The organism is Polynucleobacter sp. HIN11 (genome assembly GCF_030297675.1).
Classification (GTDB): Bacteria; Pseudomonadota; Gammaproteobacteria; order Burkholderiales; family Burkholderiaceae; genus Polynucleobacter.
In genome coordinates this window covers 298450-324924 of record NZ_AP028142.1, presented here as the reverse complement: position 1 = coordinate 324924, position 26475 = coordinate 298450, and the positions used below count along the sequence as shown (strand labels likewise).

General features: G+C 49.2%; 18 protein-coding genes and 1 tRNA gene. 8 read left to right on the top strand and 11 right to left on the bottom strand.

Annotated elements, in window-relative coordinates:
• Window position 1: 1 nt before the first annotated feature.
• A complete protein-coding gene (locus QUE60_RS01700; protein WP_286226997.1) occupies window positions 2–2338 on the bottom strand; it encodes a UvrD-helicase domain-containing protein in 2337 nt (778 codons plus the stop codon).
• Between the two features lie 24 nt (window positions 2339–2362).
• Here QUE60_RS01700 and QUE60_RS01695 point away from each other — a divergent pair, with 24 nt between their 5' ends.
• On the top strand, window positions 2363–5272 hold the full coding sequence (locus tag QUE60_RS01695) for a valine--tRNA ligase (protein ID WP_286226996.1): 2910 nt from the start codon (window positions 2363–2365) through the stop codon (window positions 5270–5272).
• Window positions 5273–5290: 18 nt separating this feature from the next.
• Window positions 5291–6163, top strand: coding sequence for a UTP--glucose-1-phosphate uridylyltransferase GalU (gene galU / locus QUE60_RS01690; RefSeq protein WP_286226995.1), 873 nt, complete (start codon window positions 5291–5293; stop codon window positions 6161–6163).
• A 3-nt stretch (window positions 6164–6166) separates the two neighbouring features.
• Here galU and dnaE read toward each other — a convergent pair whose 3' ends face one another.
• On the bottom strand, window positions 6167–9757 hold the full coding sequence (gene dnaE, locus QUE60_RS01685; RefSeq protein ID WP_286226994.1) for a DNA polymerase III subunit alpha: 3591 nt from the start codon (window positions 9755–9757) through the stop codon (window positions 6167–6169).
• A gap of 34 nt (window positions 9758–9791) precedes the next feature.
• Between dnaE and gluQRS the strand changes: the two genes are divergently transcribed.
• On the top strand, window positions 9792–10754 hold the full coding sequence (gene gluQRS, locus QUE60_RS01680; protein ID WP_286226993.1) for a tRNA glutamyl-Q(34) synthetase GluQRS: 963 nt from the start codon (window positions 9792–9794) through the stop codon (window positions 10752–10754).
• Here gluQRS and QUE60_RS01675 read toward each other — a convergent pair whose 3' ends face one another.
• From QUE60_RS01675 to QUE60_RS01660, 4 genes are all read right to left on the bottom strand, one after another.
• Window positions 10755–12134 carry a DEAD/DEAH box helicase gene (locus QUE60_RS01675; RefSeq protein WP_286226992.1) on the bottom strand — a complete coding sequence of 460 codons (1380 nt, stop codon included), beginning with the start codon at window positions 12132–12134 and terminating at the stop codon, window positions 10755–10757.
• A gap of 180 nt (window positions 12135–12314) precedes the next feature.
• Entirely contained in the window at window positions 12315–12725 is a 411-nt protein-coding gene (locus QUE60_RS01670; protein ID WP_286224029.1) for a heme-binding protein, read from the bottom strand.
• Between the two features lie 61 nt (window positions 12726–12786).
• Entirely contained in the window at window positions 12787–13122 is a 336-nt protein-coding gene (locus QUE60_RS01665; protein ID WP_286224027.1) for a helix-turn-helix domain-containing protein, read from the bottom strand.
• Window positions 13094–13480, bottom strand: coding sequence for a type II toxin-antitoxin system RelE/ParE family toxin (locus QUE60_RS01660; protein ID WP_286224025.1), 387 nt, complete (start codon window positions 13478–13480; stop codon window positions 13094–13096). The genes QUE60_RS01665 and QUE60_RS01660 overlap by 29 nt, the downstream gene beginning before the upstream one ends.
• Before the next feature lie 172 nt (window positions 13481–13652).
• On the opposite strand from QUE60_RS01660, the gene QUE60_RS01655 reads away from it, so the two are divergent.
• Window positions 13653–16718, top strand: a complete 3066-nt coding sequence (locus QUE60_RS01655) for an FAD-binding and (Fe-S)-binding domain-containing protein (RefSeq protein ID WP_286226991.1) — start codon at window positions 13653–13655, stop codon at window positions 16716–16718.
• A 30-nt stretch (window positions 16719–16748) separates the two neighbouring features.
• Here the strand turns inward: QUE60_RS01655 and QUE60_RS01650 are convergent, their stop codons facing one another.
• The 3 genes from QUE60_RS01650 to queG are packed head-to-tail and all read right to left on the bottom strand — an operon-like array spanning window position 16749 to window position 19224.
• Window positions 16749–17129, bottom strand: coding sequence for an AzlD domain-containing protein (locus QUE60_RS01650; protein WP_286226990.1), 381 nt, complete (start codon window positions 17127–17129; stop codon window positions 16749–16751).
• Complete coding sequence (locus QUE60_RS01645; protein ID WP_286226989.1) at window positions 17126–17989, bottom strand: AzlC family ABC transporter permease; 864 nt, start codon at window positions 17987–17989, stop codon at window positions 17126–17128. The genes QUE60_RS01650 and QUE60_RS01645 overlap by 4 nt, the downstream gene beginning before the upstream one ends.
• Window positions 17990–18006: 17 nt before the next feature.
• Window positions 18007–19224 (bottom strand): tRNA epoxyqueuosine(34) reductase QueG, encoded by a 1218-nt coding sequence (gene queG, locus QUE60_RS01640; protein ID WP_286226988.1) that lies wholly within the window; start codon window positions 19222–19224, stop codon window positions 18007–18009.
• Window positions 19225–19270: 46 nt separating this feature from the next.
• Here queG and tsaE point away from each other — a divergent pair, with 46 nt between their 5' ends.
• From tsaE to QUE60_RS01625, 3 genes are all read left to right on the top strand, one after another.
• Window positions 19271–19828, top strand: coding sequence for a tRNA (adenosine(37)-N6)-threonylcarbamoyltransferase complex ATPase subunit type 1 TsaE (gene tsaE / locus QUE60_RS01635; RefSeq protein ID WP_286226987.1), 558 nt, complete (start codon window positions 19271–19273; stop codon window positions 19826–19828).
• The gene (locus tag QUE60_RS01630; RefSeq protein WP_286226986.1) at window positions 19825–21207 is read left to right on the top strand and encodes an N-acetylmuramoyl-L-alanine amidase; all 1383 of its coding nucleotides are present in this window, start codon (window positions 19825–19827) and stop codon (window positions 21205–21207) included. The genes tsaE and QUE60_RS01630 overlap by 4 nt, the downstream gene beginning before the upstream one ends.
• A 179-nt stretch (window positions 21208–21386) precedes the next feature.
• Window positions 21387–21462 (top strand) — tRNA-Lys (locus QUE60_RS01625).
• A gap of 238 nt (window positions 21463–21700) precedes the next feature.
• Here QUE60_RS01625 and QUE60_RS01620 read toward each other — a convergent pair.
• Window positions 21701–24193 carry a beta strand repeat-containing protein gene (locus QUE60_RS01620; protein ID WP_286226985.1) on the bottom strand — a complete coding sequence of 831 codons (2493 nt, stop codon included), beginning with the start codon at window positions 24191–24193 and terminating at the stop codon, window positions 21701–21703.
• A 210-nt stretch (window positions 24194–24403) separates the two neighbouring features.
• On the opposite strand from QUE60_RS01620, the gene QUE60_RS01615 reads away from it, so the two are divergent.
• Window positions 24404–25492 carry an MraY family glycosyltransferase gene (locus QUE60_RS01615; RefSeq protein ID WP_286226983.1) on the top strand — a complete coding sequence of 363 codons (1089 nt, stop codon included), beginning with the start codon at window positions 24404–24406 and terminating at the stop codon, window positions 25490–25492.
• Window positions 25493–25716: 224 nt separating this feature from the next.
• Here QUE60_RS01615 and QUE60_RS01610 read toward each other — a convergent pair whose 3' ends face one another.
• A complete protein-coding gene (locus QUE60_RS01610) occupies window positions 25717–26436 on the bottom strand; it encodes a sugar transferase (RefSeq protein ID WP_286226982.1) in 720 nt (239 codons plus the stop codon).
• Window positions 26437–26475 lie beyond the last annotated feature (39 nt).

The following is a 26475-nucleotide window of genomic DNA, read 5'->3' as shown; positions in this document are numbered from 1 at the left end:
ATTAGGTCTCAACTGCCACCAGCTTGGCAATCGATAGTTGTAACCACTTTGCGCCATGGCGTTTGAAGTTCACTTGCGCCTTGGCATCGACTCCTTCACCTTCTACTGCGGTCACACGCCCTTCACCAAACTTAGTATGAAATACTTCTTGACCAACCCGAAAAGAATGTCCGCGCTTCTTGTTTTGCTCTAACTGGAGAGAGCTTGTGACAATCGCGTTACTCACCTGATCATTGCGCACAGGCACATCACTCTCGTTGCCGCCCCACCACAACTCATCGACACTGTTTGTATTTACAGATCGTCCTTTTTGCCACGATGTTGCTCCCCAGCGGGCATCTTTTGCTTTAGGTGTTAAGTGTTTGAGGCTCTCAGCGGGCAATTCATCTAAAAAGCGTGAGGGCATGTTGTAACGCACTTGACCATGGAGCATGCGTGACTGCGTATGCGAAAGATACAACCGTTCCTTCGCTCGGGTGATTGCCACATACATGAGGCGTCGCTCTTCCTCAAGTCCACGGGGCTCTGAAATGCTGTTCTCATGCGGAAACAATCCTTCTTCGAGACCAGTCATAAACACGGCGGAGAACTCTAAGCCTTTAGCCGAATGTACGGTCATCAACTGAATGGCGTCTTGACCGGCCTCGGCTTGATTGTCACCAGCCTCGAGCGAGGCGTGAGCCAAAAATCCTGCCAAGGGAGAAATATCCTCCACGCCCGCCTGCTCAGGACTAGGTGGCGTGGCTGCTTGAACGTCTTGACCATAACCCTCTTCGGCTACAAATGCAGTGGCGGCATTAATGAGTTCCTGCAAGTTCTCGACGCGATCTTGCCCCTCACGCTCGGTCAAATAATGCTGAATTAGGCCGCTATGCTGAATCACATACTCTACCGTCTCCGGCAAAGTATTGTGTTTGGTCGCATCTCGCAAATGCTCAATGAGGCGCACAAACCCCGAGATGCTATTACCGGCTTTACCCTCGATGAACGAGGCTGCTGCATAGAATGAGCACTGGTATTGTTTGGCAGCGTCTTGCAAGGCCTCAATCGAACGCGCTCCAATCCCGCGTGCTGGGAAGTTCACAACCCGCGCAAAGGAGGTGTCATCATTGGGATTTTCAAGTAAGCGCATATAAGCTAATGCGTGCTTAATCTCGGCGCGTTCAAAAAAGCGCAGGCCCCCGTAAACGCGATACGGAATATTGGCCGAGAACAGCCCGTGCTCAATAATGCGCGACTGCGCATTGCTGCGATAAAGCACTGCGATCTCGCTACGACTCATACCGCCACGAATCAAAGCTTTGATCTCATCAATCAACCAAGCGCACTCCATGCCATCACTCGCAGCCTCATAAATACGAACGGGCTCACCAACACCCGCCTCAGTACGCAGGTTCTTGCCCAAACGATCTTGATTGTGTGCAATCAAATGGTTAGCGGCATCGAGGATATGCCCATGGGAGCGATAGTTTTGCTCCAACTTCACGGTTACAGGCTTAAATTGCCTATCATAAAGTCGCATGTTCTCGACATCTGCACCCCGAAATGCATAGATACTCTGATCATCGTCACCAACCGCGAATACCGAGCTGCTAGTCATCTGACCATTGCCGGCTAAGAGCTTGAGCCAAGCATATTGCAAGGCATTGGTGTCCTGAAACTCATCAATCAGGATATGTTTAAAGCGCTCCTGATAGTGTGTGCGGATTAACTCTTGGTGTTTAAGTAACTCATAACTTCGCAATAAGAGCTCCGAGAAGTCACACACGCCTTCGCGCTGACACTGGGCATCGTATGCCTCATACAGTTGGATCATGCGAGCCTCAAAATCATCACCCGGATCGAGATCCTTGGCACGCTTGCCCCGCTCCTTGGCATTGGCAATAAAGTACTGCAATTGCCGCGGCGGGAATTTCTCATCATCGACATTAAGACTTTTTAGAAGCCGCTTAATCGCCGAGAGTTGATCTTGGGTATCTAAGATTTGAAAGGTCGATGGCAGGCCCGCATCACGATGGTGCGCGCGTAGTAATCGATTACACAGACCATGAAAGGTTCCTACCCACATGCCTCGGGTATTGATGGGGAGCATCGCACCCAAACGGGTCAACATCTCTTTGGCTGCTTTATTGGTAAAGGTCACCGCCAAAACCCCAATCGGAGAAATTTGCCCCGTTTGAATCAGCCAAGCAATGCGGGTGGTTAAAACTCGAGTCTTGCCGCTACCTGCACCCGCCAAAATCAGCGCTGATTGAGGGCGTCCGTCGGGGTGAGTTGGAGATAGGGTCACCGCCTCCCGTTGTTCAGGATTGAGGTTCTCAAGTAAATCAGCGTACATCGTCCCAATTATAATTTGATGCTTATGCCTGACACTACCCATTCTCCTGAAAAACCCTCGCCAGATCACAATCCTGACTTGGCCAAATTAGCCAAGTCGTATGAACCAGCCCCAATCGAAGCATTCTGGGGGCCTGAGTGGGAGTCGCGCGGTATTGCCACCGCCAAGGTCGAAGAAGGTAATGACAATTTTTGTATTCAGCTACCACCACCGAACGTCACAGGCACCTTGCATATGGGTCATGCGTTTAATCAAACCATCATGGATGGCTTGGTGCGCTATGCACGGATGTCCGGCAAGAATACCCTCTGGGTTCCCGGCACCGATCACGCCGGAATTGCCACCCAAATTGTGGTGGAACGCCAACTCGATGCCCAAAAAATCTCCCGCCATGATCTTGGGCGCGAGGTCTTCCTAAGGAAGGTATGGGAGTGGAAAGAAGAATCCGGTTCCACGATTACGCGGCAGATTCGGCGGCTCGGTGCATCAATCGATTGGTCACGTGAGTATTTCACGATGGATCCCAAGATGTCCGAGGCGGTAGTTGAGGTCTTTGTCACTCTTTTTGAGCAAGGACTAATTTATCGCGGCAAGCGTCTTGTGAACTGGGATCCGGTCTTAGGTACTGCGGTTTCAGACCTCGAAGTAGTTAGCACCGAAGAGCAAGGCAGCCTGTGGCACATTCGCTATCCACTCTCCGATGGGAGCGGTCATTTAGTAGTTGCTACTACACGTCCCGAAACCCTCTTGGGTGATGTGGCGGTCATGGTGCATCCAGAGGATGAGCGCTATCGTCACCTGATTGGTAAAACTGTTGAGCTTCCCCTTTGCCAACGTAGCATCCCGATTATTGCGGATAACTATGTGGATATGAGTTTTGGGACTGGGGTAGTAAAGGTCACGCCCGCCCATGACTTTAATGACTACGCGGTGGGTCAGCGTCATCAGTTACCACTCATTAATGTCTTAACGCTCGATGCGAAGATTAATGAGCATGCCCCGCAGATCTATCAGGGTCTCGATCGCTTTGCCGCTCGTAAGCAAATTGTGGCCGATCTCGAAGCAGCTAATCTACTTGAGAAAGTCAACCCGCATACCCTCATGGTGCCACGGGGTGATCGAACTCAAACCGTGATTGAGCCGATGCTCACTGATCAGTGGTTTGTGGCGATGTCTAAAGCAAGTCCTGATAATCGTTACCAACCGGGTCAATCGATCGCAGGAGCCGCCTTGCATGCGGTCACTTCAGGCGATATTCAACTCGTACCTGAAAACTGGATCTCAACCTATACCCAGTGGCTCGAGAATATTCAGGACTGGTGCATCTCACGACAATTATGGTGGGGCCATCAAATCCCCGCATGGTACGGTAATAACGGCGAGATCTTTGTAGCGCGCAATGCGGATGAGGCAAAGGCCAAGGCTAAGGCGGCAGGCTATAGCGGTGAACTGAAGCGCGATGAGGATGTTCTAGATACCTGGTTTAGTTCTGCATTAGTGCCATTTAGTTCACTGGGGTGGCCCAAACAAACCAAAGAGCTCGATCACTTTTTGCCCTCCTCGGTCTTGGTCACCGGCTTTGACATCATCTTCTTTTGGGTGGCTCGTATGGTGATGATGACCTGTCACTTTACCGGCAAGGTGCCTTTTAAGACTGTGTATGTGCATGGCTTAGTGCGCGATGCCGAAGGCCAGAAAATGAGTAAGTCCAAGGGCAATACTCTGGACCCCATCGATTTGATTGATGGTATTGCACTCGACGACTTGGTTCAAAAACGCACTGTAGGCCTCATGAACCCCAAACAAGCGGAGAGCATTACCAAGAAAACCAAGAAAGAGTTTTCAGAAGGTATTCCAGCGTTTGGTACCGATGCATTGCGCTTTACCTTTGCTTCACTGGCCTCTTTAGGGCGCAATATTAACTTTGATCAAAAACGTTGCGAAGGTTACCGTAACTTTTGTAATAAGCTGTGGAATGCTACACGCTTTGTTTTGATGAGTTGCCCCGGGGATGAGAAAGATAATGGCTTTGCACCCTGTGATAATCAATGCGGCCCTGAAGGCTATCTGGATTTCTCGCAAGCGGATCGCTGGATCGTCTCGCAACTGCAGCGTACCGAAGCGGATGTCGCCAAAGGCTTTGCCGATTACCGGTTTGACAACATTGCTCTCGCCATTTATCAATTTGTGTGGGATGAATATTGCGATTGGTATTTAGAGCTTGCCAAAGTTCAGTTACAACATGGCAGCCCTGCTCAACAAAGGGCAACCCGTAGAACGCTTTTGCGCGTTCTCGAGACCATTTTGCGCCTGGCTCACCCCATCATTCCATTCATCACCGAGGAATTGTGGCAAACCATTGGTCCCAAGAGTGGTAAGGTGCTTGCCAATCAACCGTTGCAATCCGTCGCACTCCAACCCTATCCGGTCTCGCAAAGTGACAAGATTGATCCGGCTAGCGAGGCATGGATGGGTGAGGTTAAAAGCATTATTGACGCGTGCCGTAATTTGCGTGGAGAAATGCAAATCTCGCCTGCTCAGAAGGTGCCCTTATGGATCTATGGCGATAAAGAGTTTTTAACCAAAGCGGCTCCCTACCTAAGTGCACTGGCAAAACTTTCCGAGGTGAAAATCGTGACCGATGAGTCTGCCTTAGAAAAAGATGCGCCCGGTGCACCAATTGCCCTCGTCGGTTGCAATAAGTTACTCCTGAAGATTGAGGTTGATCCCAAAGCCGAACAAGCGCGACTTACCAAAGAAATTACGCGTCTTGCTAACGAGATCGCCAAATGCCAAAGCAAACTGAATAATGAATCCTTTGTGGCTCGCGCTCCCGCCGCAGTCCTTGAGCAGGAGAAAAAACGTCTAGCAGATTTTGAAGTGAGTCATGCGAAGCTGACTGAGCAATTAGCCAAGTTGAAGTTGTCATCCTAAAGCCCCATAATTATTGATATGAGTTCAAAACCCATCACCAAAGCAGTCTTTCCTGTTGCAGGATTGGGTACTCGCTTTTTACCAGCTACCAAGGCATCTCCTAAAGAAATGCTCAATGTGGTGGATAAACCATTGATTCAGTATGCAGTCGAGGAAGCCATTGCTGCTGGCATTACGGAAATGATTTTTGTGACCGGTCGCAGTAAGCGCGCGATTGAGGATCACTTTGATAAGGCGTATGAGCTTGAAGCGGAACTTGAAGCGAAAAATAAGCAAAGCCTTCTAGAGATCGTGCGCAATATCAAACCCAGCCATGTGGATTGCGTCTATGTACGCCAAGCAGAGCCATTGGGCCTCGGACATGCGGTTTTATGCGCTGAGAAATTAGTACGTGACGAACCGTTTGCCATTATCTTGGCTGACGATTTGTTGGATGGCAAAACTCCAGTCCTCAAACAAATGGTTGATCTGCATTCCAAACACAATGCTTCAGTCTTGGCTGTCGAGAAAATTCTGCCAGAGCAAACCAAATCGTATGGGGTCGTAGCAGCCAAAGCCCAAAGCGCTGGAATCCACTCCGTTACCGGCATTATTGAAAAGCCGACATCAAAGGATGCCCCATCCAATCTTGGGGTGGTGGGCCGTTATATCCTTTCGTCCTCGATCTTTGGTCACATTCGTAATCTCAAACCTGGTTCTGGCGGGGAATATCAACTCACCGATGCCATACAAACTCTCCTAAAGGATGAGCCGGTACTGGCTTATGAGTACGAGGGTGTGCGCTATGACTGCGGCAGTAAGTTGGGCTACCTTAAGGCAACTATTGAGTTTGCACTCAAACATCCTGAACTAAAAGATGAGTTTGGGTCTTATCTTAAAAATCGCTCATAAAAATTAGGCGTACTGAATTTCTACCGGATTAGAGCTTGAGCCTGTTTTACTTCCCAAAATCTGATGCAAGTTGCGTAGGCAATTGTCATCCGGGTAAAGACGGACATCTTCTGGAAACTGGACTAAACAAGCTCCGCCTTTAGCCATTACAGCGGCAGTCAATGGCAGTCCTTTCGGTGGATTTTGTAGGGCGCTCCCCATTGGGGCTTTGACTAAAAATGGATTGATCTGGGCTTTCAGAACCTTTAGATCAATGCCGGTATCTAAGTTGAGATGAACGTTTCTGGCAAAGCGTAGACGTGCGCCCACAATATCCATCACACTCTCAGCAACAATTCGCAAGCCTCCTGAGAATTTATCAGGACTGACATTCACCTTAGCAATTAATAACTCATCTTCTTTAAGCCAAGAGCGATTGGGTTCGTACACTTCGCTATAGAGCGTGAGCTCAACGGCTGCACTACCATCATCAATCGTAGCAATCATCATCCGTCCACGCTGCCCCATCAGCATCCGTGACGAGGTAATGATGCCGGCGACAAGTTGATCCTTACCCTCTGTGAGCTTGATGAGTGGCTGACGAATAAAGTGCGTCACTTCAGGCCGATAGGCATCAAATAAATGCCCTGTTAAGCATAGACCCAGTGCCGCTTTCTCGTCTTGCAGGCGTTTCTTTTCAGAAAAAGGAAGTTCCTTCACGTACTCGGGTGCATGCGCTTGCGCCACATCCTCTGCATCAAAGAGGCTTACCTGATGCACTGAGGCCTCGGCTTGTTCGGCAGCCTCGATCGCACGGGAGAGCGAGGCTAGAAGCGTGGCGCGCGCATCATAGGTATTTGCCAAGCCTTTGGCAGCATCAGATGCAATCGAATCAAAAGCCCCCGCCCGAATCAAGGCCTCAATTGCACGGCGATTGACTTGGCGGCGATCGACCCGGGCACAGAAGTCAAACAGATCTTTAAATGGACCGGCCTTGCGAGCCTCTTCAATAATTTGAATTGCCCCTTCACCAGTCCCCCGCACCGCCCCTAAACCATAGCGAATCGTACGAATCCCTATACCTTGTTCTTGATCATTAAACTCTGCAATCGGTGTGAACTCATACATGCCGGTATTAATATCCGGCGGCAAAATCTTCAAACCATTGTGCAGGCTATCGTCATACAAAATCTTCACCTTATCGGTGTCATCCATTGAGAGCGATAAGTTGGCCGCCATAAATTCAGCGGGGTAGTAGGCCTTGAGCCAGGCGGTTTGATATGCCAATAGTGCATAGGCAGCCGCATGGGACTTATTAAAACCATATCCTGCAAAACGCTCCATGAGGTCATAGATTTCATCGGCCTTGTGCTCGGTGAGTCCATTTTTTTGCGCCCCCTCGCGAAAGATTTGGCGATGTTGAGCCATCTCCTCGGGCTTCTTTTTACCCATCGCGCGCCGCAATAGGTCAGCACCCCCTAAGGAGTAACCTCCAATCATCTGCGCCATTTGCATCACCTGCTCTTGGTAGACCATGATGCCGTAGGTCTCACGCAACACAGGCTCAATGCGCGGGTCGGGATACTCCACTTTCTGCTGCCCGTGTTTACGTTTAATGAAATCGGGAATGAGGTCCATGGGACCCGGTCGGTATAGCGCAACCAAGGCAATAATGTCTTCAAAGCGATCGGGTTTGGCATCGCGCAGCATCCCTTGCATGCCTCGACTTTCCAGCTGAAACACGGCAACCGTATTACCGCGCTTTAAAAGCTCAAAGGCTTTGGGATCATCCAGTGGAATATCACTGATACTCCAATCCTTACGATCCGCATGTAGTTTCTGAATCCAACGCTCTGCCCCCGCCAAGATGGTGAGCGTGGTGAGACCCAGGAAGTCAAATTTCACAAGCCCAATCGATTCCACATCATCTTTATCAAATTGACTGATCACCCCTGCATTGGCGTCGCCCCCGTCTTGGGTGTAGAGCGGGCAAAAATCGGTGAGTTTGCCAGGGGCAATTAGCACCCCTCCTGCATGCATGCCCACATTGCGGGTCATACCCTCAAGCTGCTGTGCAAGCGCCAAGAGTTGGCGCACTTCCTCTTCATTTTTTTCCCGCTCAGCGAGTTGCTTTTCTTCTTTCTTGGCCGATTCGATCGTCACCACTTGGCCCGGCTTAAATGGGACGAGCTTGGCAATGCCATCAACAAAACCATAAGGCTGCTCTAGAACTCTTCCCACGTCCCGAATCGCGGCCTTAGCTGCCATGGTTCCAAAAGTGGCAATTTGACTCACCGCATCCTTGCCGTACTTCTCTTTCACATAGGCAATCACGCGGTCGCGCCCATGCTGACAAAAGTCAATATCAAAGTCGGGCATCGAAACTCGCTCGGGATTTAAAAAGCGCTCAAAGAGTAAGTTGTAGCGCAGAGGATCCAGATCGGTAATCCCCAATGAGAACGCGACCAAGGATCCAGCGCCCGACCCACGACCCGGGCCCACCGGCACGCCATTATTTTTAGCCCAGTTAATGAAGTCTGCGACGATCAAGAAGTAGCCCGGGAAACCCATCTGCGTAATCGTATTGACCTCAAAGCGCAAGCGTTCGCGATAGCGGGGCTCAAGGGTCTTACGCTCTTCTTCATTAGGATAGAGTTTGCGTAGATTTTTATCCAAGCCGATCTCTGCTTGTTGCATGAGGTGTTGATCGAGAGGCATGCCATCGGGCGTTGGAAACTCGGGTAGCCGCGCTTGTCCTAAGGTCAGGTTGAGATTGCACATCTTGGCAATTTCTACGGTATTGGCAAGCGCCGCTGGGAGATCCGCAAAGCGCTCGCTCATTTGCGCTTGCGTCAGAAAATATTGCTCTTCGGTAAAGCGTTTGGGACGACGCGGATCACCCAATAACTCGCCTTCGGCAATACAGACGCGCGCTTCATGCGCCGTGTAATCCTCGGGCTTCATAAACTGAATTGGGTGGGTGGCAACGACCGGAATCTTCAAATCACTAGCGAGTTGGCATGCAAGCTGAATATGCGCCTCTTCTTGAGCATGACCAAAACGCTGAAGCTCCACAAAATAGCGGCCACCAAAGACCGTTTGCCAGTGTTTGGCCGACTCACGCGCCCTCGCCTCATCCCCGTTTAGGAGTGCAACTCCCACATCCCCCAGATGTCCACCCGAGAGCGCAATTAAGCCCTCGGCCAATGTTTTCTTCTTTGATCCTTTAGTACTTGCGGGCAGCGACTCACTCAACCATTCCGGTTGGATCTCTGCTCTTCCGTGACGCTGATTATGGAGCGACGCTTTACTTAAAAGCTCGCAAAGATTGAGGTAACCGGTGTGGTTTTGCACCAAGAGCAGCATGCGATAGGGTTGATCAGGCTCTTGGGTATTTGTCACCCACACATCGGCACCAGCAATCGGCTTCAGACCGGAGGAGCGGGCAGCCGAGTAAAACTTAATGAGACCGAACAAATTGCCCAAGTCGGTAATTGCGAGGGCGCCCATGCCATCCAAAGCAGCGGCCTGCACCGCGTCATCGATGCGCACTACCCCATCGGTAATCGAGTACTCCGAATGCAAGCGCAGATGAATAAATTGGGGGGCTGCCATATGAGATGATTTTAGCTGTGCGCACCACCAAATCATGAGCCTGATGACCCGCCCTTCAAATCCCCAATTCAATCAAGGCACTAGGTCGGAGATAGGCCATGGGGTTGATAGACCCTACCGGGGTCGCTTTGCCCCCTCGCCCACTGGACCCCTTCATCTGGGTTCGCTCGCAACCGCTTTAGGAAGCTGGCTCGATGCCAGGGCGCATGGTGGAACATGGCTGGTTCGCATCGAAGATGTGGATACTCCCAGATCAGTACCTGGGGCCGATCGGTTGATCTTGGATCAACTGCAAGCATGTGGCTTGGAATGGGACGAGGCACCAGTCTGGCAATCGCAACAGACAACTCACTACCAAAACGCTCTGGAACAACTCATCACGATCGATCGCATCTATGGCTGTCAATGCTCCCGCAAGCAAATTGAGGAGGCTCTACAAAAGGAAGGTGTTTCGATAGCAGCTAATCAAGAGCTGATTTACCCAAGAACGTGTCATGATCGCAAGTTACCGATTCAAAATCATGCCTTGCGCATTCGCTTGCCACACGAGTGCCAGATCAGCTTTACGGATCGAGATTTAGGTAAGCAAACTCAAGATATCAATACACAAGTGGGGGATTTTGTTCTGCGCCGAGCTGACGGACTCTTTACCTATCAGTTAGCAGTGGTGGTCGATGATCACTTACAAGGGATCACGCATATTGTGCGGGGTGAAGATTTACTCAGTAACACTTCACGGCAAATCTATTTACAACAATGCTTGGGTTATCAAACCCCGAGTTATTTGCATTTACCACTCGTGACCAATGACGCTGGCGAGAAACTCAGCAAACAAACGAAAGCAACTGCGGTTGATATCACTCGCACGGAGTCGATTCGCGAAAGCCTCTGCCGTGCGGCAAATCACTTGGGATTACAAAACGATCCGATTAGTGGAAGTATCACGCAGTGGTTAAACCTTAAGGTGCAGGAGTGGCAGGAACGCCACTTCATGTAGTTACTTTTTAGTGCCGCCCAAAAGTGCCCCAAGCACTGGCTTTTTTTGATTGGTGCCCGGCTTGATCGATGAACTGGTTGGCTCTTGCTTTGGTTCTGCCGTGATTTGCCCAGGCTCATAAGGCATGTAGAAAAATGGGTCGGCTGCAATCGCTTTAGAACCACCACTTTTAGCCTCTCGCTCACTCGTGGGTAAGCGCGCAATCGTGAGCTTACGCTTCATGAGTTTCTCAATATCCTCGAGTAAGCGCTTTTCACTATCATCAACTAAGGCAATTGCATCACCTTTACTACCGGCGCGCCCAGTGCGACCAATTCGATGAATGAAGTCTTCCGCATTAAAGGGCAGCTCATGATTAATCACGCACGGCATATCGGCAATATCTAAGCCGCGTGCTGCAACGTCGGTAGCAACTAAGGCATCAATCGCGCCGGTCTTAAAGGCTTCCAAAGTTGCCATTCGTTCAGTTTGGCTCTTATCCCCATGAATCGCTGCCGCTTTGATGCCATCGCGCTCCAAGGCACTTGCTAGGCGCGCACATCCCATTCGGCTATTGGTAAAGATGATGCACTGTCGGCTTAAGCCTGCCTTCACCCGGTTTTGCAATATTGCCACGATGGCTGCACGCTTATGTTCGGAGGGTACCAAGTGCACCACTTGATTGACCGTATCGGCTGCGGCATTTTGCCGAGCCACTTCAATGGTTACGGGATTGCGTAAGTAGGTTTGTGCGAGCTTCTTAATTTCTGGAGAAAAGGTGGCAGAGAACAATAAGGTCTGACGCTGTGCGGGGATTAAATTGATGATGCGTTGCAGATCGGGCAAAAAGCCCATATCGAGCATGCGATCAGCCTCATCCAATACCAAGAGTTGCACTTGCGACAAATCGGCCGTTTTACTGGTGATGTGATCAAGTAAACGCCCAGGGGTTGCAATCAAAATCTCTACCCCCGATCGCAGCAAGGCTGTTTGAGGTTTGATGTCAACACCACCAAATACAACGGCCGTGCGTAGATCCGTAAATTTGGCATAGAGGCTCGCGTTATCAGCCACCTGATCGCTCAATTCCCGGGTCGGGGTCAAGATTAGGGCCCGAATGGGGTGGCGTGCGGGCGAGGTACTCGTATTCGCCTGAGGCAAGAGCTTCTGAATGATCGGTAAGGTAAAGGCGGCGGTTTTACCAGTTCCAGTTTGGGCTGCGCCCATCACATCCCGACCTTCTAGGACGACTGGAATCGCCTTGGCCTGAATTGGGGTTGCCTGGGTATAGCCTTGCTCCTCAATCGCTTTGAGGATCTTGGGATCTAATTGGAAATCAGCAAAATTAGCGCTGGGCGCATTACCCGAATCGGGTAGGTTTGGATCAGTTTTTGTAGACACCCCTTGATTTTACAGGCTTTAGAGACCCGTTTAGGATTTTGGTCAAATATTGCCAACTAAAGCATGGATCAAAAACCACCAACCAAGTTCCGACTTTTTGAACATAAATGTCAAGAAAGTTGGGAAAACGAACGATTTATATGAATCGGCTCACATTTTCCTACGACCTGGTTTTTTGGATCAGGGCAAAATTGCGGCGATGCCGGCTCGAGCAATACCTGCATCATCGGCCGACTTCACGCCAGACACCCCTACCGCACCGATGGTATGCCCATCGACATCAATATTGACCCCGCCCTCGAGCATGCCCTTAATGTGGGGTACGGTCGCAAAGGCAGTTCGGCCGTTATTAATGATGTCCTCATACACCTTGCTCTCACGCTTGCCCATTGCCGCAGAGCGAGCCTTGTCCTGAGCAATATAGGACGACACCGGAGCGCAACCGTCACGACGGATCAATCCCAATAGATGCCCGCCGTCATCGCACACGGCGATGGTGACCGCCCAGTTGTGTTTCTCGGCATGGGCATTGGCGGCATCTAAAATTTTTTGCACATCGACTTGGCGCAAATAGGGTTTATTGGCTAGCATGGCGGTCTCCTTGGTATTTTGATTCTTTCTTTAGGGTCATTCTGCCACGGTTCTTATCAGCCTAGGCAATAGCCACCCGCAAACTCCCAATTGGCTTTCTAACTGGTTTTACCCGAATCTCAATGTTGTAACCAAGGCAGGTGAGACAGTCCATCAGCTTGCGCTCGGACAAATTAGAGAAATCTCCATGAATCATGGCAGAAACTTTTGGCTGTGAAATACCCATCCGTTGCGCAGCTTCAGCCTGAGTCAACTGAAGGCGCTCAATCGCTTTAATAATTTGAATGACTAGATCAGTCTTAATCTTAAGTTTGTCAGCGTCAGGCAAACCTAGGTCTGCATACACATTTTTCGATCCTCGGGTAATTTCAGTACCGCCCATTTCTCTTTTCTTCATCTTCCAACTCCTTGGCAATTTTTTCAGCCATCTTTAAGCGTCCTCTAATGACATCCATATCCTCTTTTGGCGTTGCTATTCCCTTTTTACTCTTTTTCTGAAAACAATGTAGTACAAAAACTGCTTGGGCATACTTCACGGTGTACATTGCTCGATAGGTACCCCCCTCATCTGTTTCAATAATCTCCAAGACGCTCGATCCACCAAACCCCTGCAAAATTTTGGTCGACGAATGACGAAGACCCGATTGAGCCAAAGAGAGTGCATATCCAAACCCTCGCTTTACTTCATTTGGAAGAGCCAATAAATCTTTGTAACTGCTTCCGATCCAAATTAAAGGTTTTTCAATATCATGCATTAGAAAATTATACCTGAAATAGTATAAACAATTCCTGAGTAGTTCCTTGCCCATAGTCGGCAAAGGGATCCTTGCAACCCCTGAAAAGTAGCACTTAAATCACTACAATTATTTTTAATAAACATTGTTCTATGTCATTGCGCATCAATCACCCTGCTAATAGTCTTCCTTCATGACCAAAATTGCACCCGATCCCAGCTTTACTGTAAGCAGCCTGCCGCCTGAGATTTCCACCAAGCTCCAACAGCATGTCGAAGGTGAGGTATTAGTTGATGGCGCAAGCCGTGGGCGCTACGCCACCGATGCATCGATCTACCAACAGTTTCCGGTAGCAGTTCTTGTTCCTAAATCGGCGCAGGACATTGAAGCGGCTCTTGAGGTTGCTAATGAGTCAGGCATTCCCGTTTTGCCCAGAGGTGGCGGTACCAGTCAATGCGGCCAGACCACGGGTGCTGCACTCGTGATTGATAACAGCAAACACTTTCGTAAGATCCTCTCTTCTGACCTCAGTGATCCGGATCACGCTACGGTAGAGGTGGAACCAGGTATGGTGCTGGATCATCTCAATGCCCACCTTAAACCCCATGGGCTTTGGTATCCGGTTGATGTCTCCACAGCAGCCCAAGCGACCATCGGCGGTATGGCAGGCAATAACTCGTGTGGCAGCCGCTCCATTGCATATGGCAATATGGTGCACAACGTTTTAGGGATTAATGCTTGGCTTGCTGATGGCGAGCTTGCCAGCTTTGTTGCGTATTCTGAGAGCACGGGTCGTGCCAAAGAGCTAGGCGATTATGTGAAGCACTTGGTAGACGATCTCAAGCCCGAGATTGACGCGCATTGGCCTAAAGTGATGCGCCGAGTCGCGGGTTATAACTTAGATGTCTTTCATCCCCAAAGTGAGTTGCCCTACACCTTGGATAACAGTGTCAATCTTGCTCATTTACTCGTAGGTAGTGAAGGCACCCTAGCCTATTTCAAATCCTTAACACTCAAACTTGCGCGCTTACCCAAGCATAAGGTCTTGGGGGTCGTAAACTTTGCGAGTTTTTATCAGGCCATGGATAGCGCCCAGCACATTGTGAAGTTAGGCCCCACCGCCGTGGAGCTCGTCGATCGTACCATGATCGATCTCTCGCGCAATAACCCGGCGTTTCGCAAAACCATTGAGACCGCGCTCGTTGATGCGAACGCCAAAACAGTCGATGCCATTTTGCTCGTGGAGTTTAGCGGCGACGAGCACGCTCCACTCTTACAAAAACTTCAAGATCTCAACACCCTCATGAGTGATCTGGGTTTACCTGGGTCGGTCGTGATGATGCCCGATGCGGCGATGCAAAAGAACTTATGGGAAGTACGCAAGGCGGGGCTCAATATCATGATGAGTCTCAAGGGTGATGGCAAGCCTGTGAGCTTCATTGAGGATTGTGCGGTGCCTCTGGAGCACTTGGCTGACTACACCCAAGCCTTGACCGAGGTCTTTAGTAAGCATGGCACGCGCGGCACCTGGTATGCCCATGCATCCGTGGGTACCCTCCATGTGCGCCCGATTCTGGATATGCGCCGCGATGGCGCTCTCAAGATGCGCGCGATAGCTGAAGAGGCAGCCGAGCTCGTGCGCAAATATAAAGGGGCCTTTAGTGGCGAGCATGGTGATGGTCTGTGCCGGGGGGAGTGGATTAGCTGGCAATTTGGTCCCAAAATTACCGAGGCACTTGCCAAGATCAAAACACAATTTGATCCCAAAGGGCTTCTCAATCCCGGCAAGATTGTCAATCCTCCCAAGATGGATGACAGCGCTTACTTTCGTTATCCACCCTCCTATCAGGTCATTACTGTTCAACCCAAGCTCGATTGGTCTGCCTGGAATGTGCAAAACAATCCTGTGACCGAAGCTGTTACCGCAGCAGGTACCGGTGGCGATCCTGCGCAGGGTCTCGCCAAAGCCATTGAGATGTGCAATAACAATGGGCATTGCCGTAAATTTGATGCGGATGTGATGTGCCCAAGTTATCGCATCACCCACAATGAAAAAGATCTCACCCGCGGTCGTGCCAACACCTTGCGTCTTGCGATCTCAGGGCAAATTACGAGTACGAGTGATACACCTCCTGCCCATTTGCCACTCGCCACCCAAGCAGTGAAAGAGGTGATGGATTTGTGCGTGAGTTGCAAAGGCTGCAAACGTGAGTGCCCCACGGGCGTGGATATGGCCAAAATGAAGATTGAGTATTTGGCGCAATACAAAGAGCGCTTTGGCCATACCCTACGTGATCGCTTAGTAGCCCACCTGCCCAACTACGCCCCCATCATTGCGCGTATTCCTGGTTTGCCCGCGCTCATGAATCTGCGCAATCACATCCCGCTCTTAGCCAAGCTCCAAGAGTGGCTTACCGGAATTAGCGCCCAACGTTCCTTGCCGGTGTGGAAGAGCAAGCATTTTTGGAATCAAGCACCCCTGCCATTTGCAACGCCTGAGGAACTCGCCCAGCACGACAAACGATTGGTGCTCTTTGCCGATACCTTTAATGCCTATTTTGAGAATGAGAACTTGCAAGCGGCGCTCGCACTCTTCCAAAAGTCAGGCTACGCGGTTCATGTGGCGCAACCTGCAAAAGATCTCGATGAACAAAAGCCATTTTGCTGTGGTCGCACCTACTTAGCATCCGGTATGGTCAATGAAGCGAAGACACGACTCTCAGCACTTGTTAACCATTTAGCAGCCTATGCAAAAGAAGGAATAGCAATTGTGGGTCTAGAGCCCTCTTGCTTATTTACGCTTCGCGATGAAGCGCTCACCATGGGTCTGGGTGAGTCTGCGCAAGTCGTGAGTAAGCATGCCCAACTCCTTGAAGAGTTTTTAGCCAGCGAACACAAAGCCAATCGGTTTGTGCCGAACTTCAAAGAGTCCGCTCAGCCGATTTTGGTACATGGCCATTGCCATCAAAAAGCCTTTGCGGCCGTGAGCCCCGCCCTTGAATTACTGAAACTCATTCCGAATGCCAACCCCCAACTGATTGAATCCTCGTGCTGTGGCATGGCGGGCAGCTTCGGGTATGAGGTGGAGCATATCGAGGCTTCCAAACAAATGGCAGAACTTAGTTTATTGCCACGTATTCGCAAGGAGCCCAATGCAATCGTGGTCGCTGATGGCACCAGCTGTCGTCACCAAATCGCCGATGGGGCAAGTCGCGAGGCAGTGCATATTGCGAAAGTTCTAGAACAGCATTTGAATTAAGTCGAGTAACTTAGAGATTGGTGTCACGAATTACCGCATCACACCAATCGTGACCATCAATAAAGTACCGGTGAGCAATGCTGGCACCAAACGCCGATTGGGATTGGAGAGCATCACTCCCAAAGCCAAGACGCACACGAGAATCCGCAGATAGAGCGGCACCGTAGCTAAGAGCCCAATCGGTAAAAAAATCAAGCGAATCGTGAGCGCTGCCACCATCGCATAGGTCACTGCGGAGAGCCAGCGAAAGAACTCGCTATCTTGGCTGACTTGCCCCGAGAGCATCACCCCCACCGCGCGGCACACATAAGTTCCAAGAGACGCTGCCAAAAGCGCAAGCCATGCGCCCCACCCTTGCTGAATCGCAAAGGCGGTATCGAGGTTTTGGGCTAGAGATGCTGTCACACTCATGAAGACACCTTTCGGTCATAGCGCCTGATCCAACGCCGATCGATCCAGTAGGCCAAAGTACCGCCAATCAGTCCGGCGGTTAACAGGCTCGTATCGCGATCGAGTAAATAACAGATGGGGCCGGCAATGCTGCCTAGAAGAATGGCCAAGCGATAGCCGCTCACCTTAATCTCGGTAAAGGTGAGCAAGAAAAAGAGGGGATTAATAAAGATGAGTCCCAAAGTAATGGGCATAGGGACCGAGCCCGCAATTAAAAATCCCACAATCGTTCCGGGTACTGAAATTAACCAGCACAAGATCCCAAGCCCTACAAAGTAACTTAGACGATGCTTAGGTTCAATCGTTTGGAATTCTTTCAAAGAAACTGCCCAGGCAGTCATTGCTAGAAGGTGCACTTTGGCATAGAGCGCCTTATTGCGATCGCGCTCATGGAGCATCGGAAACAACGTGGCGGTCATGGTCACAAAGCGGGTTGCGGTGAGAGTGGTCGCAAGCGCAATCGTGAGCGATGAAGCGCCTACTAAAATCATCTCGAGCATCACAATCTGACCGGGAAGAGCAAACATCAAAAAGCTCGTTGCGGTGGTAAACCACAGATCAAAGCCATTGGTGCGCCCCATCGCCCCAAAGCCCACCATGCCAGCAAAGAGCACCATGGCAGGGGCACCTCGCGCATCGCGCACCCCACTCCAAAAGGCATCGTGCGCGCTAGTAAAGCGCGGAGTGATAGGTGAATTAGATGGCGATTGAAGCGCCTTCTCATGAGACTCGAGCGCATCGATTTCGCTCACCACCCGATCAGCCGGACGCTCAGCACCCGTTTTAGATACATCGTTCGAATGGGTGGGCGGTGTACTCATAGTGGATCTACCCTATTTTAGCGGCTTGACCCTTGGGGATCTCGTGAGCCATCTCGACTGAGCGCCCAAGAGATATGCTCGGCTACCAATGGGCTGGCGCTCGGTAAGGCCTCTTGTAAGTGCCAAACAATCTCCCTCTTTACTTCATCATCAAGATTCGATGCCAAAGCATTTCCCAGAGCAACGGCTAGATTGCGTCGCCAGCGCTCATAGCCAATGCGCAAAATGGCGCTACCCGCATGGCGCTCGATAAACTGGGCTTCGCTCCAGCTCCAGAGTTCCAGTAGTGATGCGCTTCCCAATCCATTTCGCTCCCCAAAATCCGCTACGGTCGAGAGCTGGGCGTATTTATTCCAGGGGCATACGAGTTGGCAATCATCGCAGCCATAAATGCGATTACCCATGGCGCTTCGAAACTCCACTGGAATTGCATCGCGATGCTCAATTGTTAAATACGAAATGCAACGCCTGGCATCGAGTTGATACGGAGCAACAATTGCATTTGTGGGGCAAATATCCATGCACGCCTGGCAAGATCCGCAATGCGCCTCCACAGGCGCATCGATTGGCAGTGGAGCGTTGATGAGGATTTCGCCTAAGAAGAAAAACGACCCGGACTCGCGATTAAGCAGCAGGGTGTGCTTGCCACGCCAGCCCAAACCGGCTTTGCGCGCCAGCTCAACCTCCATGAGCGGTGCGGAATCGGTAAAGACGCGGTATTGCAAGGAATGATTTAGTTCACTGACCGCCGCTTGTAGTTTTTCTTCAAGTTCAATTGCCAGTATTTGTAAACGCGAGCGAATCACCTTGTGATAATCCCGCCCTCTGGCGTAGAGTGAAACCACCGCTTGATCACTCTCCAAAAGACGCTTTTCTTCATGCTGAAGGATTTGCTCGACTGAAGACGCATCTATCTCATGCGGCTCAGGCTGCCCATGCTGCTCATGAAACTTACTTCGCTCACTCAAATACGGCATGATGAGGCAAATGCTACGAATCGCGCCCGCTTGCAAAAGACCGGGGTCGGAACGCAGATCCTTATGGCCCTCCATATAGGCCATCTGGCCATGACGACCCTCCTCTAACCACTCTACCAAATGAGGATGGGCGTGACTCACATCGGTATCGCTAATGCGCACTTGCAAAAAGCCCAACTCCTTGGCACGGGTATTTAGCCAAGTACGCAACTCCCCCCACTGGGTGTGCAATTCTTGCGAAAATGCGTGAGAATGCATGGGCACTTTAGAATCCATCCCTAAATAAGTGTGAACGCACGAGGTCATGACGCGATTGGCAATCAACCATACGATCCATTGTAAAGATGAGAAGGCCACCGCAGAGGCGGTGCAAATGCTCGCCAATGCAATCCTCGGGTTCTATTCCTCCACCCCTGAAAAAACTCAATCACTCTTTATGAGTCTTCATGGGGACCTGGGAGCGGGCAAAACCACCGCTACTCGTTACCTCCTCCAAGCGATGGGCTATCAGGGCAAGGTCAAAAGTCCGACCTATAGCCTGTGTGAAGAGCACATTTTGGATTTACCCAATCAAGCACTCCACGTCTTTCACTTTGATCTCTACCGCATGCAAAGCCCAGCCGAATGGGTCGACGCTGGTCTCTTAGAGCACTTCACGCATTCCGAATACCCGACGCTGTGCATCATTGAGTGGCCAGAGAAAGCCGAGCACACTCTACCCATCATGGATCTGGCGATCACCCTGATTCATCCCCAAGAGACGCAATCGGAGCTTGCGAGAACGGTTGAGATTACCGCACAAACCCCACAGGGTGAAGCCGTCCTTCAATCCCTCGTCACCCAATCATCAACCAATCCATGAACCCCAAACGTCGCCAGGTCATCTCACAAGGGCTGCAGTCGATGGGGTCACTGGGTGTGCTTTATCTCTTGCTAACTGAAAGTGAACTAGTTCAAGCCAATAGCGGTGCCAAACTCTTAGGGGTGCGCATTTGGCCCTCGGAAGATTACACGCGCATTACCCTGGAGTCGGATAAGGCATTGCCGATTTCTCATCAACTACTCACAGGTCCCGATCGACTGGTGGTCGACATCGATGGCTTGGAACTCAACCCCACCTTGAAAGATTTGGTTGCGAAGGTCAAACCCAATGATCCCTATGTGGCGCAAATTCGGGTGGGGCAATTTCAACCCACGGTTGTAAGACTCGTATTTGATCTCAAAGAAGCGGTCAAGCCTCAACTCTTCACCCTAGAACCCATTGCCGAGTATCAGTACCGCTTGATCTTTGATCTCTATCCCACCAACCCGCCCGATCCGCTCATGCAACTGGTGAAAGAGTCCGCCAGAAAAGAGAAGTTGCTCGCAGAAGAACAGGCGAAGAATCCAAAAGGGGTTGCAGCTGAAGAAGATCCGATTGCAGCGTTTGCCAAAAAGGACGCCGCCCCCAGTAAAAAGGGTGGTCCCGGTTCAATTCAACAAAGTCCAAAGAGTCCACCAAGTGCCGCCACTGCCAATACCCAGCGCATTCCGTTTAAGCGCTTAATTACGGTGGCGCTCGATCCTGGTCACGGGGGCGAAGATCCTGGAGCCATTGGCGCGCGTGGCTCGCACGAGAAAAATATCGTTCTCGCCATTGCCAAGCGATTGAAGAATAAGATCGATCAAGAAGACTCGATGCGACCCTTTTTAACCCGCGATGGCGATTACTTTGTGCCCCTGCATCGCCGCGTCTTTAAAGCACGGCAAGTGGAGGCCGATTTATTTATTTCCATTCATGCGGACGCATTTATTCAGCCGCATGCCAAGGGAGCGTCCGTCTTTGCACTCTCCCAACAAGGAGCCACGAGTTCCGCTGCCCGCTGGATGGCCAATAAAGAAAATGCCTCGGATCTGATTGGCGGCATCAATATTAAAACCAAAGACAAACAAGTCGCGCATTTACTCCTTGATATGTCGACCACGGCGCAGATCAACGATTCTTTACGGGTGGGTAACTCGGTCTTACGCAACATTGGTAACTTTGCGCCGCTGCATAAGAACCGCGTCGAGCAAGCCGGCTTTGCGGTCTTAAAAGCCCCCGATATTCCCTCGATCCTGATTGAGACGGCTTTTATTAGTAACCCCCAGGAAGAGAAAAAGCTCAATGATGAGACCTACCAAGAGCGGATTGCGGATGCGATTTTGGCGGGGATTAAGGATTACTTTGCCAAAAACCCACCCATGGCGCGGCGCGGCTAGGGGCAATCAATCGTCAGGTGAAGATAAGTCAGAAGTCAAAAACGGGGGACCCAGTAGACTATCAACATCTTGCTATAATCTTGGTTTTGCTAAATTAATGAATTAAAGCGGTTTTCATGCAGTGTTCTCATTTGGCAAATTTCTTGCTTATTCAGTATTGAATCTAGCAACACCACACTGGGTCGGTAGCTCAGTCGGTAGAGCAGCGGACTTTTAATCCGTTGGTCGCGAGTTCGAGTCTCGCCCGACCCACCATTTTCTAAGGGTGTAAACCGGTCACATGGTTTACACACCGCTATAAACTATATTGATTTATCAAACGCGATCATTTTTACGATGATCGTTTATGGGTTCTGAAAATAAGATAAGAAGCCTAGATGAGTTTAAACATTTATTAGCGTTTAAATTTACATCAACAAATTTTCAAGCCGCAATTTCGGCAAATATTTACCCTTAATATTTATCCACAGCTAAGTTAACCAATTACATGGGCCTACAAACCAATGGTGTAGGTCGCCAGCACTGTAGTTGTAGATACGGCCTGATAGGCTTCTTGTCGATAGATACCAGTAATCCCAATGCGTTGGTTCTTGAGGATATCGTAATAGCCACCGAGCGTTGCAGTGGATCTGGTTTTGACAGGATTGGCATTAAAGTTCACCGGCGTAAGCGCACCAATCGACGCATTGCTGGCGGTATAGGTGCCATTAGCAGTATTAGTATCAGTTTCAACACCAGCACTTGCAAAGGTCGTTAAGCTTGGGGTTACTCGATAGCTAGCACCAATTCCAGCCAATGCAGTCGTGGCATTGGTATTTAAGGCGGAATACGTAAGCGGTGCGGTCACTGAGCTTGATGTTGCTTCGGTATAGCCACCCATGTTATTTTGGGTATAGCGCACACCAAAATACGGGGAGACAATCAGGTCTTGAGTAATTCCAAAGCCATATTTAGCCGTTGCTTGCACACCTAAGCTATTGAGCTGGGATGAGCCAGATCCCGCTTCTGAGGCGCCATCTCCAGAACCGACTGCTGAGCGAGTGATGGTCGCATTCTTTTGACCATATGCGGCCGCTACTTTGACTTCAGCGCCAGTACCGTTTAGACGTTGATTCCAAGCGCCGAAAAGGCCAACAAGCGGTGTGCTGTTACCCAAGTTCACAGTACCGCCCGGATTGGTCACTGATAAATTTTGGTCAGCATAAGCGCCAATACGGAAATTCTTAGTTAGGCGATAAGCGGCAATGAGGAGCGCGCTTGTATTATTCAAACCGTTTGCGGCTTGAACAGCAGTATTACGACCACCTGCAGACACGCAGACATTATTGGCACCAAAGACATTACAGTCATAAGTAAAGCTATTAGCAAGTATTGAGTTTTGTAATGCATAGGTGCCTTGCAATACAGAAGCGGTGTTAACTAAAGATTGATTGGTATTGGCGATCGAAGGCCCGGCATAGTAGGTTGGAAATAACAGTTCCCAAACATCAACGCTACCCGACTCTAAAGCGAGGGTGTAAGCATAGGTCTTGCCGCCACTGGTATATGTTCCGGTCAATGATGATGAAGTAAGCAGACTGGCAGTCACACCAGAAATAACTCCTGCATAGCGAGTAGACTTTACTGAGCCACCATAAATACCGAAGTTAGTTGTGCCACTTGCACCATCCCAGTTGGTTGCAGAGGTTACTGTCAACTTACCATAAGCGGATGCAGTAGAGCCGAGAATGATTCCGTAATTTTGAGGAAGGCGCCCAGTGAAGGTCAAACTATCCTGAGCGTTATTCAGTGTATTGATTGTTCCAAGGTTATTAATACTGGCGAGGACACCACTGATTGCTCCCCCAATATCGTTGGTTATTGTGGTTATGGTTCCAGTCACAGTGTTGTTGATACCATACCCTGCTCCAGAAATAATTCCAGTATTGTTTATCGCAGTGATAGTGTCTTCATTTTGAATAGCAAATGTATTAGTCGAACCAAAAGCTGAAATAGTTCCTGCATTGGTAATTGCTCCGATTGTTGATGAGTTAAAAATTCCCCAGGCACCTTCAGGAGGAATTGGATTTGAGGAGGTAGCCGTAATTACACCGCCAGAAAGGTTGGTAATATTTGAAATCACACGATAATTGCCAATGGCTTGTGCATAACCTTGCGTATCGCCAGTTGCTGAGATCGTTCCTGAGTTTGTAATCGCTGTTACTGTTCCATTATTCAGAATACCGAAAGTAACGTTACCCGATCCCCCGGAATTACCGGCAATAGTTCCGGCATTTTGTATGCTACCGATTGTGGAGGGAAAGCCATTATCGATTCCCACAATGGTTGCGGTTATTAGAGAACTAGTTCCAGTAGCCAGAATATCACCACTGTTAATGATATTAGCTATATTTCCAGTATTGAGACGGTTTTTAATAGCACTTTCGTCAGTTACTGAGACAGTTCCCCTGTTAGTAATCTGAGTAATTGAGCCAGTATTGTTAATACCGGTATAGGTGTTGGTGAGAGAGCCTAGATTTTCAATCAGCCCAATAGTACCGTTATTGTTAATTAAGGGTACTGTCGTATTCGATAGCCCCAAAGGATATGAAAATACCACATCTCTTGCGATCAAAATATTATCAATGTTGTACCCCGCGGTGAAGGGTGAGTTGCCATTTTGGATTGGCATAAAACCTGAAATAGCATTGATGTTGATGCTGTTACTACCGATAATTAAATAGTCGGTAATAAACGATGGAGAAGCATTGCCAATATCGATGTTGACCGTGACAGGAGTGGTTGGAGTTGTATTAATAAATTGAAATGGGAATGAGCCAATAAACGTGCCAAGGCTATCGGTCACGTAATAATTACTGGTGAGTGCATCATAAGTTACGGTTGCATCACCTTGAAATATTGATTGGGCATGGCTTGCTGAACTCCAAAAAATATTAAGGAATATGCAAAGCGCAACATTGGATACGAAGTTTTTTAATCGAATCACTTAATTATTCTCAAATTATTGACTGTTCCGCCCCTAAGAAAGGGGGTCTACGGTATTAATAATACTCCATTAACTTATTACTACTTAGATTTTTTGATGTAATTGATCAAGCACCTTCATCTTTGAATATGTTTCAAAACTATAAGTTACAGCCTTGATTTGAAACCTGAATTTTTGGAATGAATTCGTTTTAAGATTTATAATAAGAAAATGTGGTTGTTAATTCTCTCCTTTGTAACAAGCGTTATCCTCACCGGCTTTGTAATTCGCTATCAGCATTTGCATAACCATGTGAGTGGCGATCATGATTTTGATGGTCCCCAAAAGTTTCATACCGCGATCACCCCCCGTATTGGCGGCGTGTCCATATTGATGGGGATTGTGATTGCAACACTCTACCAATGGATTGTTAACCCAACGCTTGGCACACTCCTCGTGCTTGTATTGGTAGCGAGCCTTCCCGTCTTTATCGCCGGCATTGCGGAAGATCTCACTAAACGCGTGGGTGTGAAAATGCGACTCCTCGCTGGCTTTATCGCAGGGCTTCTATTTTTATGGCTTTTTGATATCACCACCATGCGCTTTGGTTTTGGTGCGCTTGACGTGTGGCTAAACCATCCATGGTTTGTAGTCCTTTTTTTAGCCTTTGGAGTCACGGGGCTCTCGAATGCCTATAACATTATTGATGGCTTTAATGGACTCGCCAGTATGGTCGCCATCATTACCTGCCTTGCGATTGCCTATGTAGCTTTTAAAGTGAGTGATCCCTTGGTGCTGCATCTCGCATTCATTCTGATTGGCGCAATTGCAGGATTTTTTCTGTGGAACTATCCGCGGGGTCTCATTTTTTTAGGCGACGGTGGAGCCTATCTGATTGGCTTTGTGATTGCCACCCTATCGATTGCGTTGGTGGCGCGCAATTCCAGCGTCTCGCCCTGGTTTGCCATCATGGTCAATGCCTATCCGATTTTTGAAACGCTCTTTACGATTTGGCGACGTAGTGTCCATCAAGGCAAGAACCCTGGTCTGCCCGATGGTGCGCATTTTCATAGTCTCATTTACCGACGCATTATGCGCTGGGCTCATCCCGGTGATCAGTCCTATTGGGCCAATGCCAAAACTTCCCCCTACCTGTGGGTACTCTCAAGCTTAGGTGTCATTCCAGCGCTTTTATGGTGGAACTCCACCCCAGCGCTCATGGCAAGTGCCGTAGTTTTTGTGATTCTCTATAACCTCACCTATCGACAAATCGTCACTTTTCGCACCCCCAATTGGTTGGGTCGCCCCCCCCAGAAATAGATAAGCATTAATTAGGCTTTTCTCAGCCCTCCTAAGTATTTCGAAATGGCTCCACACCCAACAAACTACGCACTATTTATAGAATTCCGTCAATCGGCCATTGTGTCTCTAACAAAATCAAAGGGATAGGGAGTTCGTTTTGCAAAATGGGGGTTTTATGCCACCAACCCCCATATCCAAAATCACTTAACGGGTATTGCAGAGTTGCTTGCCGTCACCAAAGCCTAGTGACCGCCACCTTTTATAATCACCAATACACCTTTCCAAATAATCCACAGATCAAGGCACAATAAACCAAAGGAGGAGCGCTTTAAGTACTGATCCACGTATTCATATTCATAAATTGGGTTGCCCATTTCAGCAGTGCCCTTATTAATATGGCCCAAACCCAAAAGACCGCCGCGCAACAAAAATCTTGTAACATTACCCTGAGCACGATCTCGCTCATAATGCAAAACAGACAAGGGGCGCGGTCCAACAACACTCATATCGCCCTTGAGAACGCTCCAGAACTGTGGCAGCTCATCAAGATAGAATTTTTTCACAAATTGGCCTACATGAGTGCGACTATCCGGAGTCCACTCCGCTGAAAAAGCAATCCAATCATGTCGTTTAGCGCCCTCAGGCTCTATATATTTAGTCTTAATTAGTCGAATTTTATATTTGGGAATAACTTTCCCAGCACTGATTGCATTGTAGTAGAAAAACATAGGCCCCGCATTTTCAGGAATAAGCCAGCCCTCAACTAAAAAAGCTAATTTAAGCAATAACAGTATTGGCGCAGAAATAACCAGAAGAATAATTGCAACCACCTTATCAAAGAGCACTTTGAAAAATCTAGAAGGGAGTGCTTCCTTCAACTCAAAAATATGGGGGTATTGAACAAGTATTTCTGAATTGGGTGCTTTATAGGGAAATGCTTCGGCCGGTTCAATATTGCTCATAGTAGAATTTGGAGCAAATCCAAGTTTTTAAATTTAATT

Excerpts from the sequence above, each read along its gene's own strand:
- QUE60_RS01700 (WP_286226997.1), bottom strand. The coding sequence starts at position 2,338 with ATGTACGCTGATTTACTTGAGAACCTCAATCCTGAACAACGGGAGGCG.
- QUE60_RS01695 (WP_286226996.1), top strand. The coding sequence starts at position 2,363 with ATGCCTGACACTACCCATTCTCCTGAAAAACCCTCGCCAGATCACAAT.
- galU (WP_286226995.1), top strand. The coding sequence starts at position 5,291 with ATGAGTTCAAAACCCATCACCAAAGCAGTCTTTCCTGTTGCAGGATTG.
- dnaE (WP_286226994.1), bottom strand. The coding sequence starts at position 9,757 with ATGGCAGCCCCCCAATTTATTCATCTGCGCTTGCATTCGGAGTACTCG.
- gluQRS (WP_286226993.1), top strand. The coding sequence starts at position 9,792 with ATGAGCCTGATGACCCGCCCTTCAAATCCCCAATTCAATCAAGGCACT.
- QUE60_RS01670 (WP_286224029.1), bottom strand. The coding sequence starts at position 12,725 with ATGCTAGCCAATAAACCCTATTTGCGCCAAGTCGATGTGCAAAAAATT.
- QUE60_RS01665 (WP_286224027.1), bottom strand. The coding sequence starts at position 13,122 with ATGAAGAAAAGAGAAATGGGCGGTACTGAAATTACCCGAGGATCGAAA.
- QUE60_RS01660 (WP_286224025.1), bottom strand. The coding sequence starts at position 13,480 with ATGCATGATATTGAAAAACCTTTAATTTGGATCGGAAGCAGTTACAAA.
- QUE60_RS01655 (WP_286226991.1), top strand. The coding sequence starts at position 13,653 with ATGACCAAAATTGCACCCGATCCCAGCTTTACTGTAAGCAGCCTGCCG.
- QUE60_RS01650 (WP_286226990.1), bottom strand. The coding sequence starts at position 17,129 with ATGAGTGTGACAGCATCTCTAGCCCAAAACCTCGATACCGCCTTTGCG.
- QUE60_RS01645 (WP_286226989.1), bottom strand. The coding sequence starts at position 17,989 with ATGAGTACACCGCCCACCCATTCGAACGATGTATCTAAAACGGGTGCT.
- queG (WP_286226988.1), bottom strand. The coding sequence starts at position 19,224 with ATGCATTCTCACGCATTTTCGCAAGAATTGCACACCCAGTGGGGGGAG.
- tsaE (WP_286226987.1), top strand. The coding sequence starts at position 19,271 with ATGACGCGATTGGCAATCAACCATACGATCCATTGTAAAGATGAGAAG.
- QUE60_RS01630 (WP_286226986.1), top strand. The coding sequence starts at position 19,825 with ATGAACCCCAAACGTCGCCAGGTCATCTCACAAGGGCTGCAGTCGATG.
- QUE60_RS01615 (WP_286226983.1), top strand. The coding sequence starts at position 24,404 with ATGTGGTTGTTAATTCTCTCCTTTGTAACAAGCGTTATCCTCACCGGC.
- QUE60_RS01610 (WP_286226982.1), bottom strand. The coding sequence starts at position 26,436 with ATGAGCAATATTGAACCGGCCGAAGCATTTCCCTATAAAGCACCCAAT.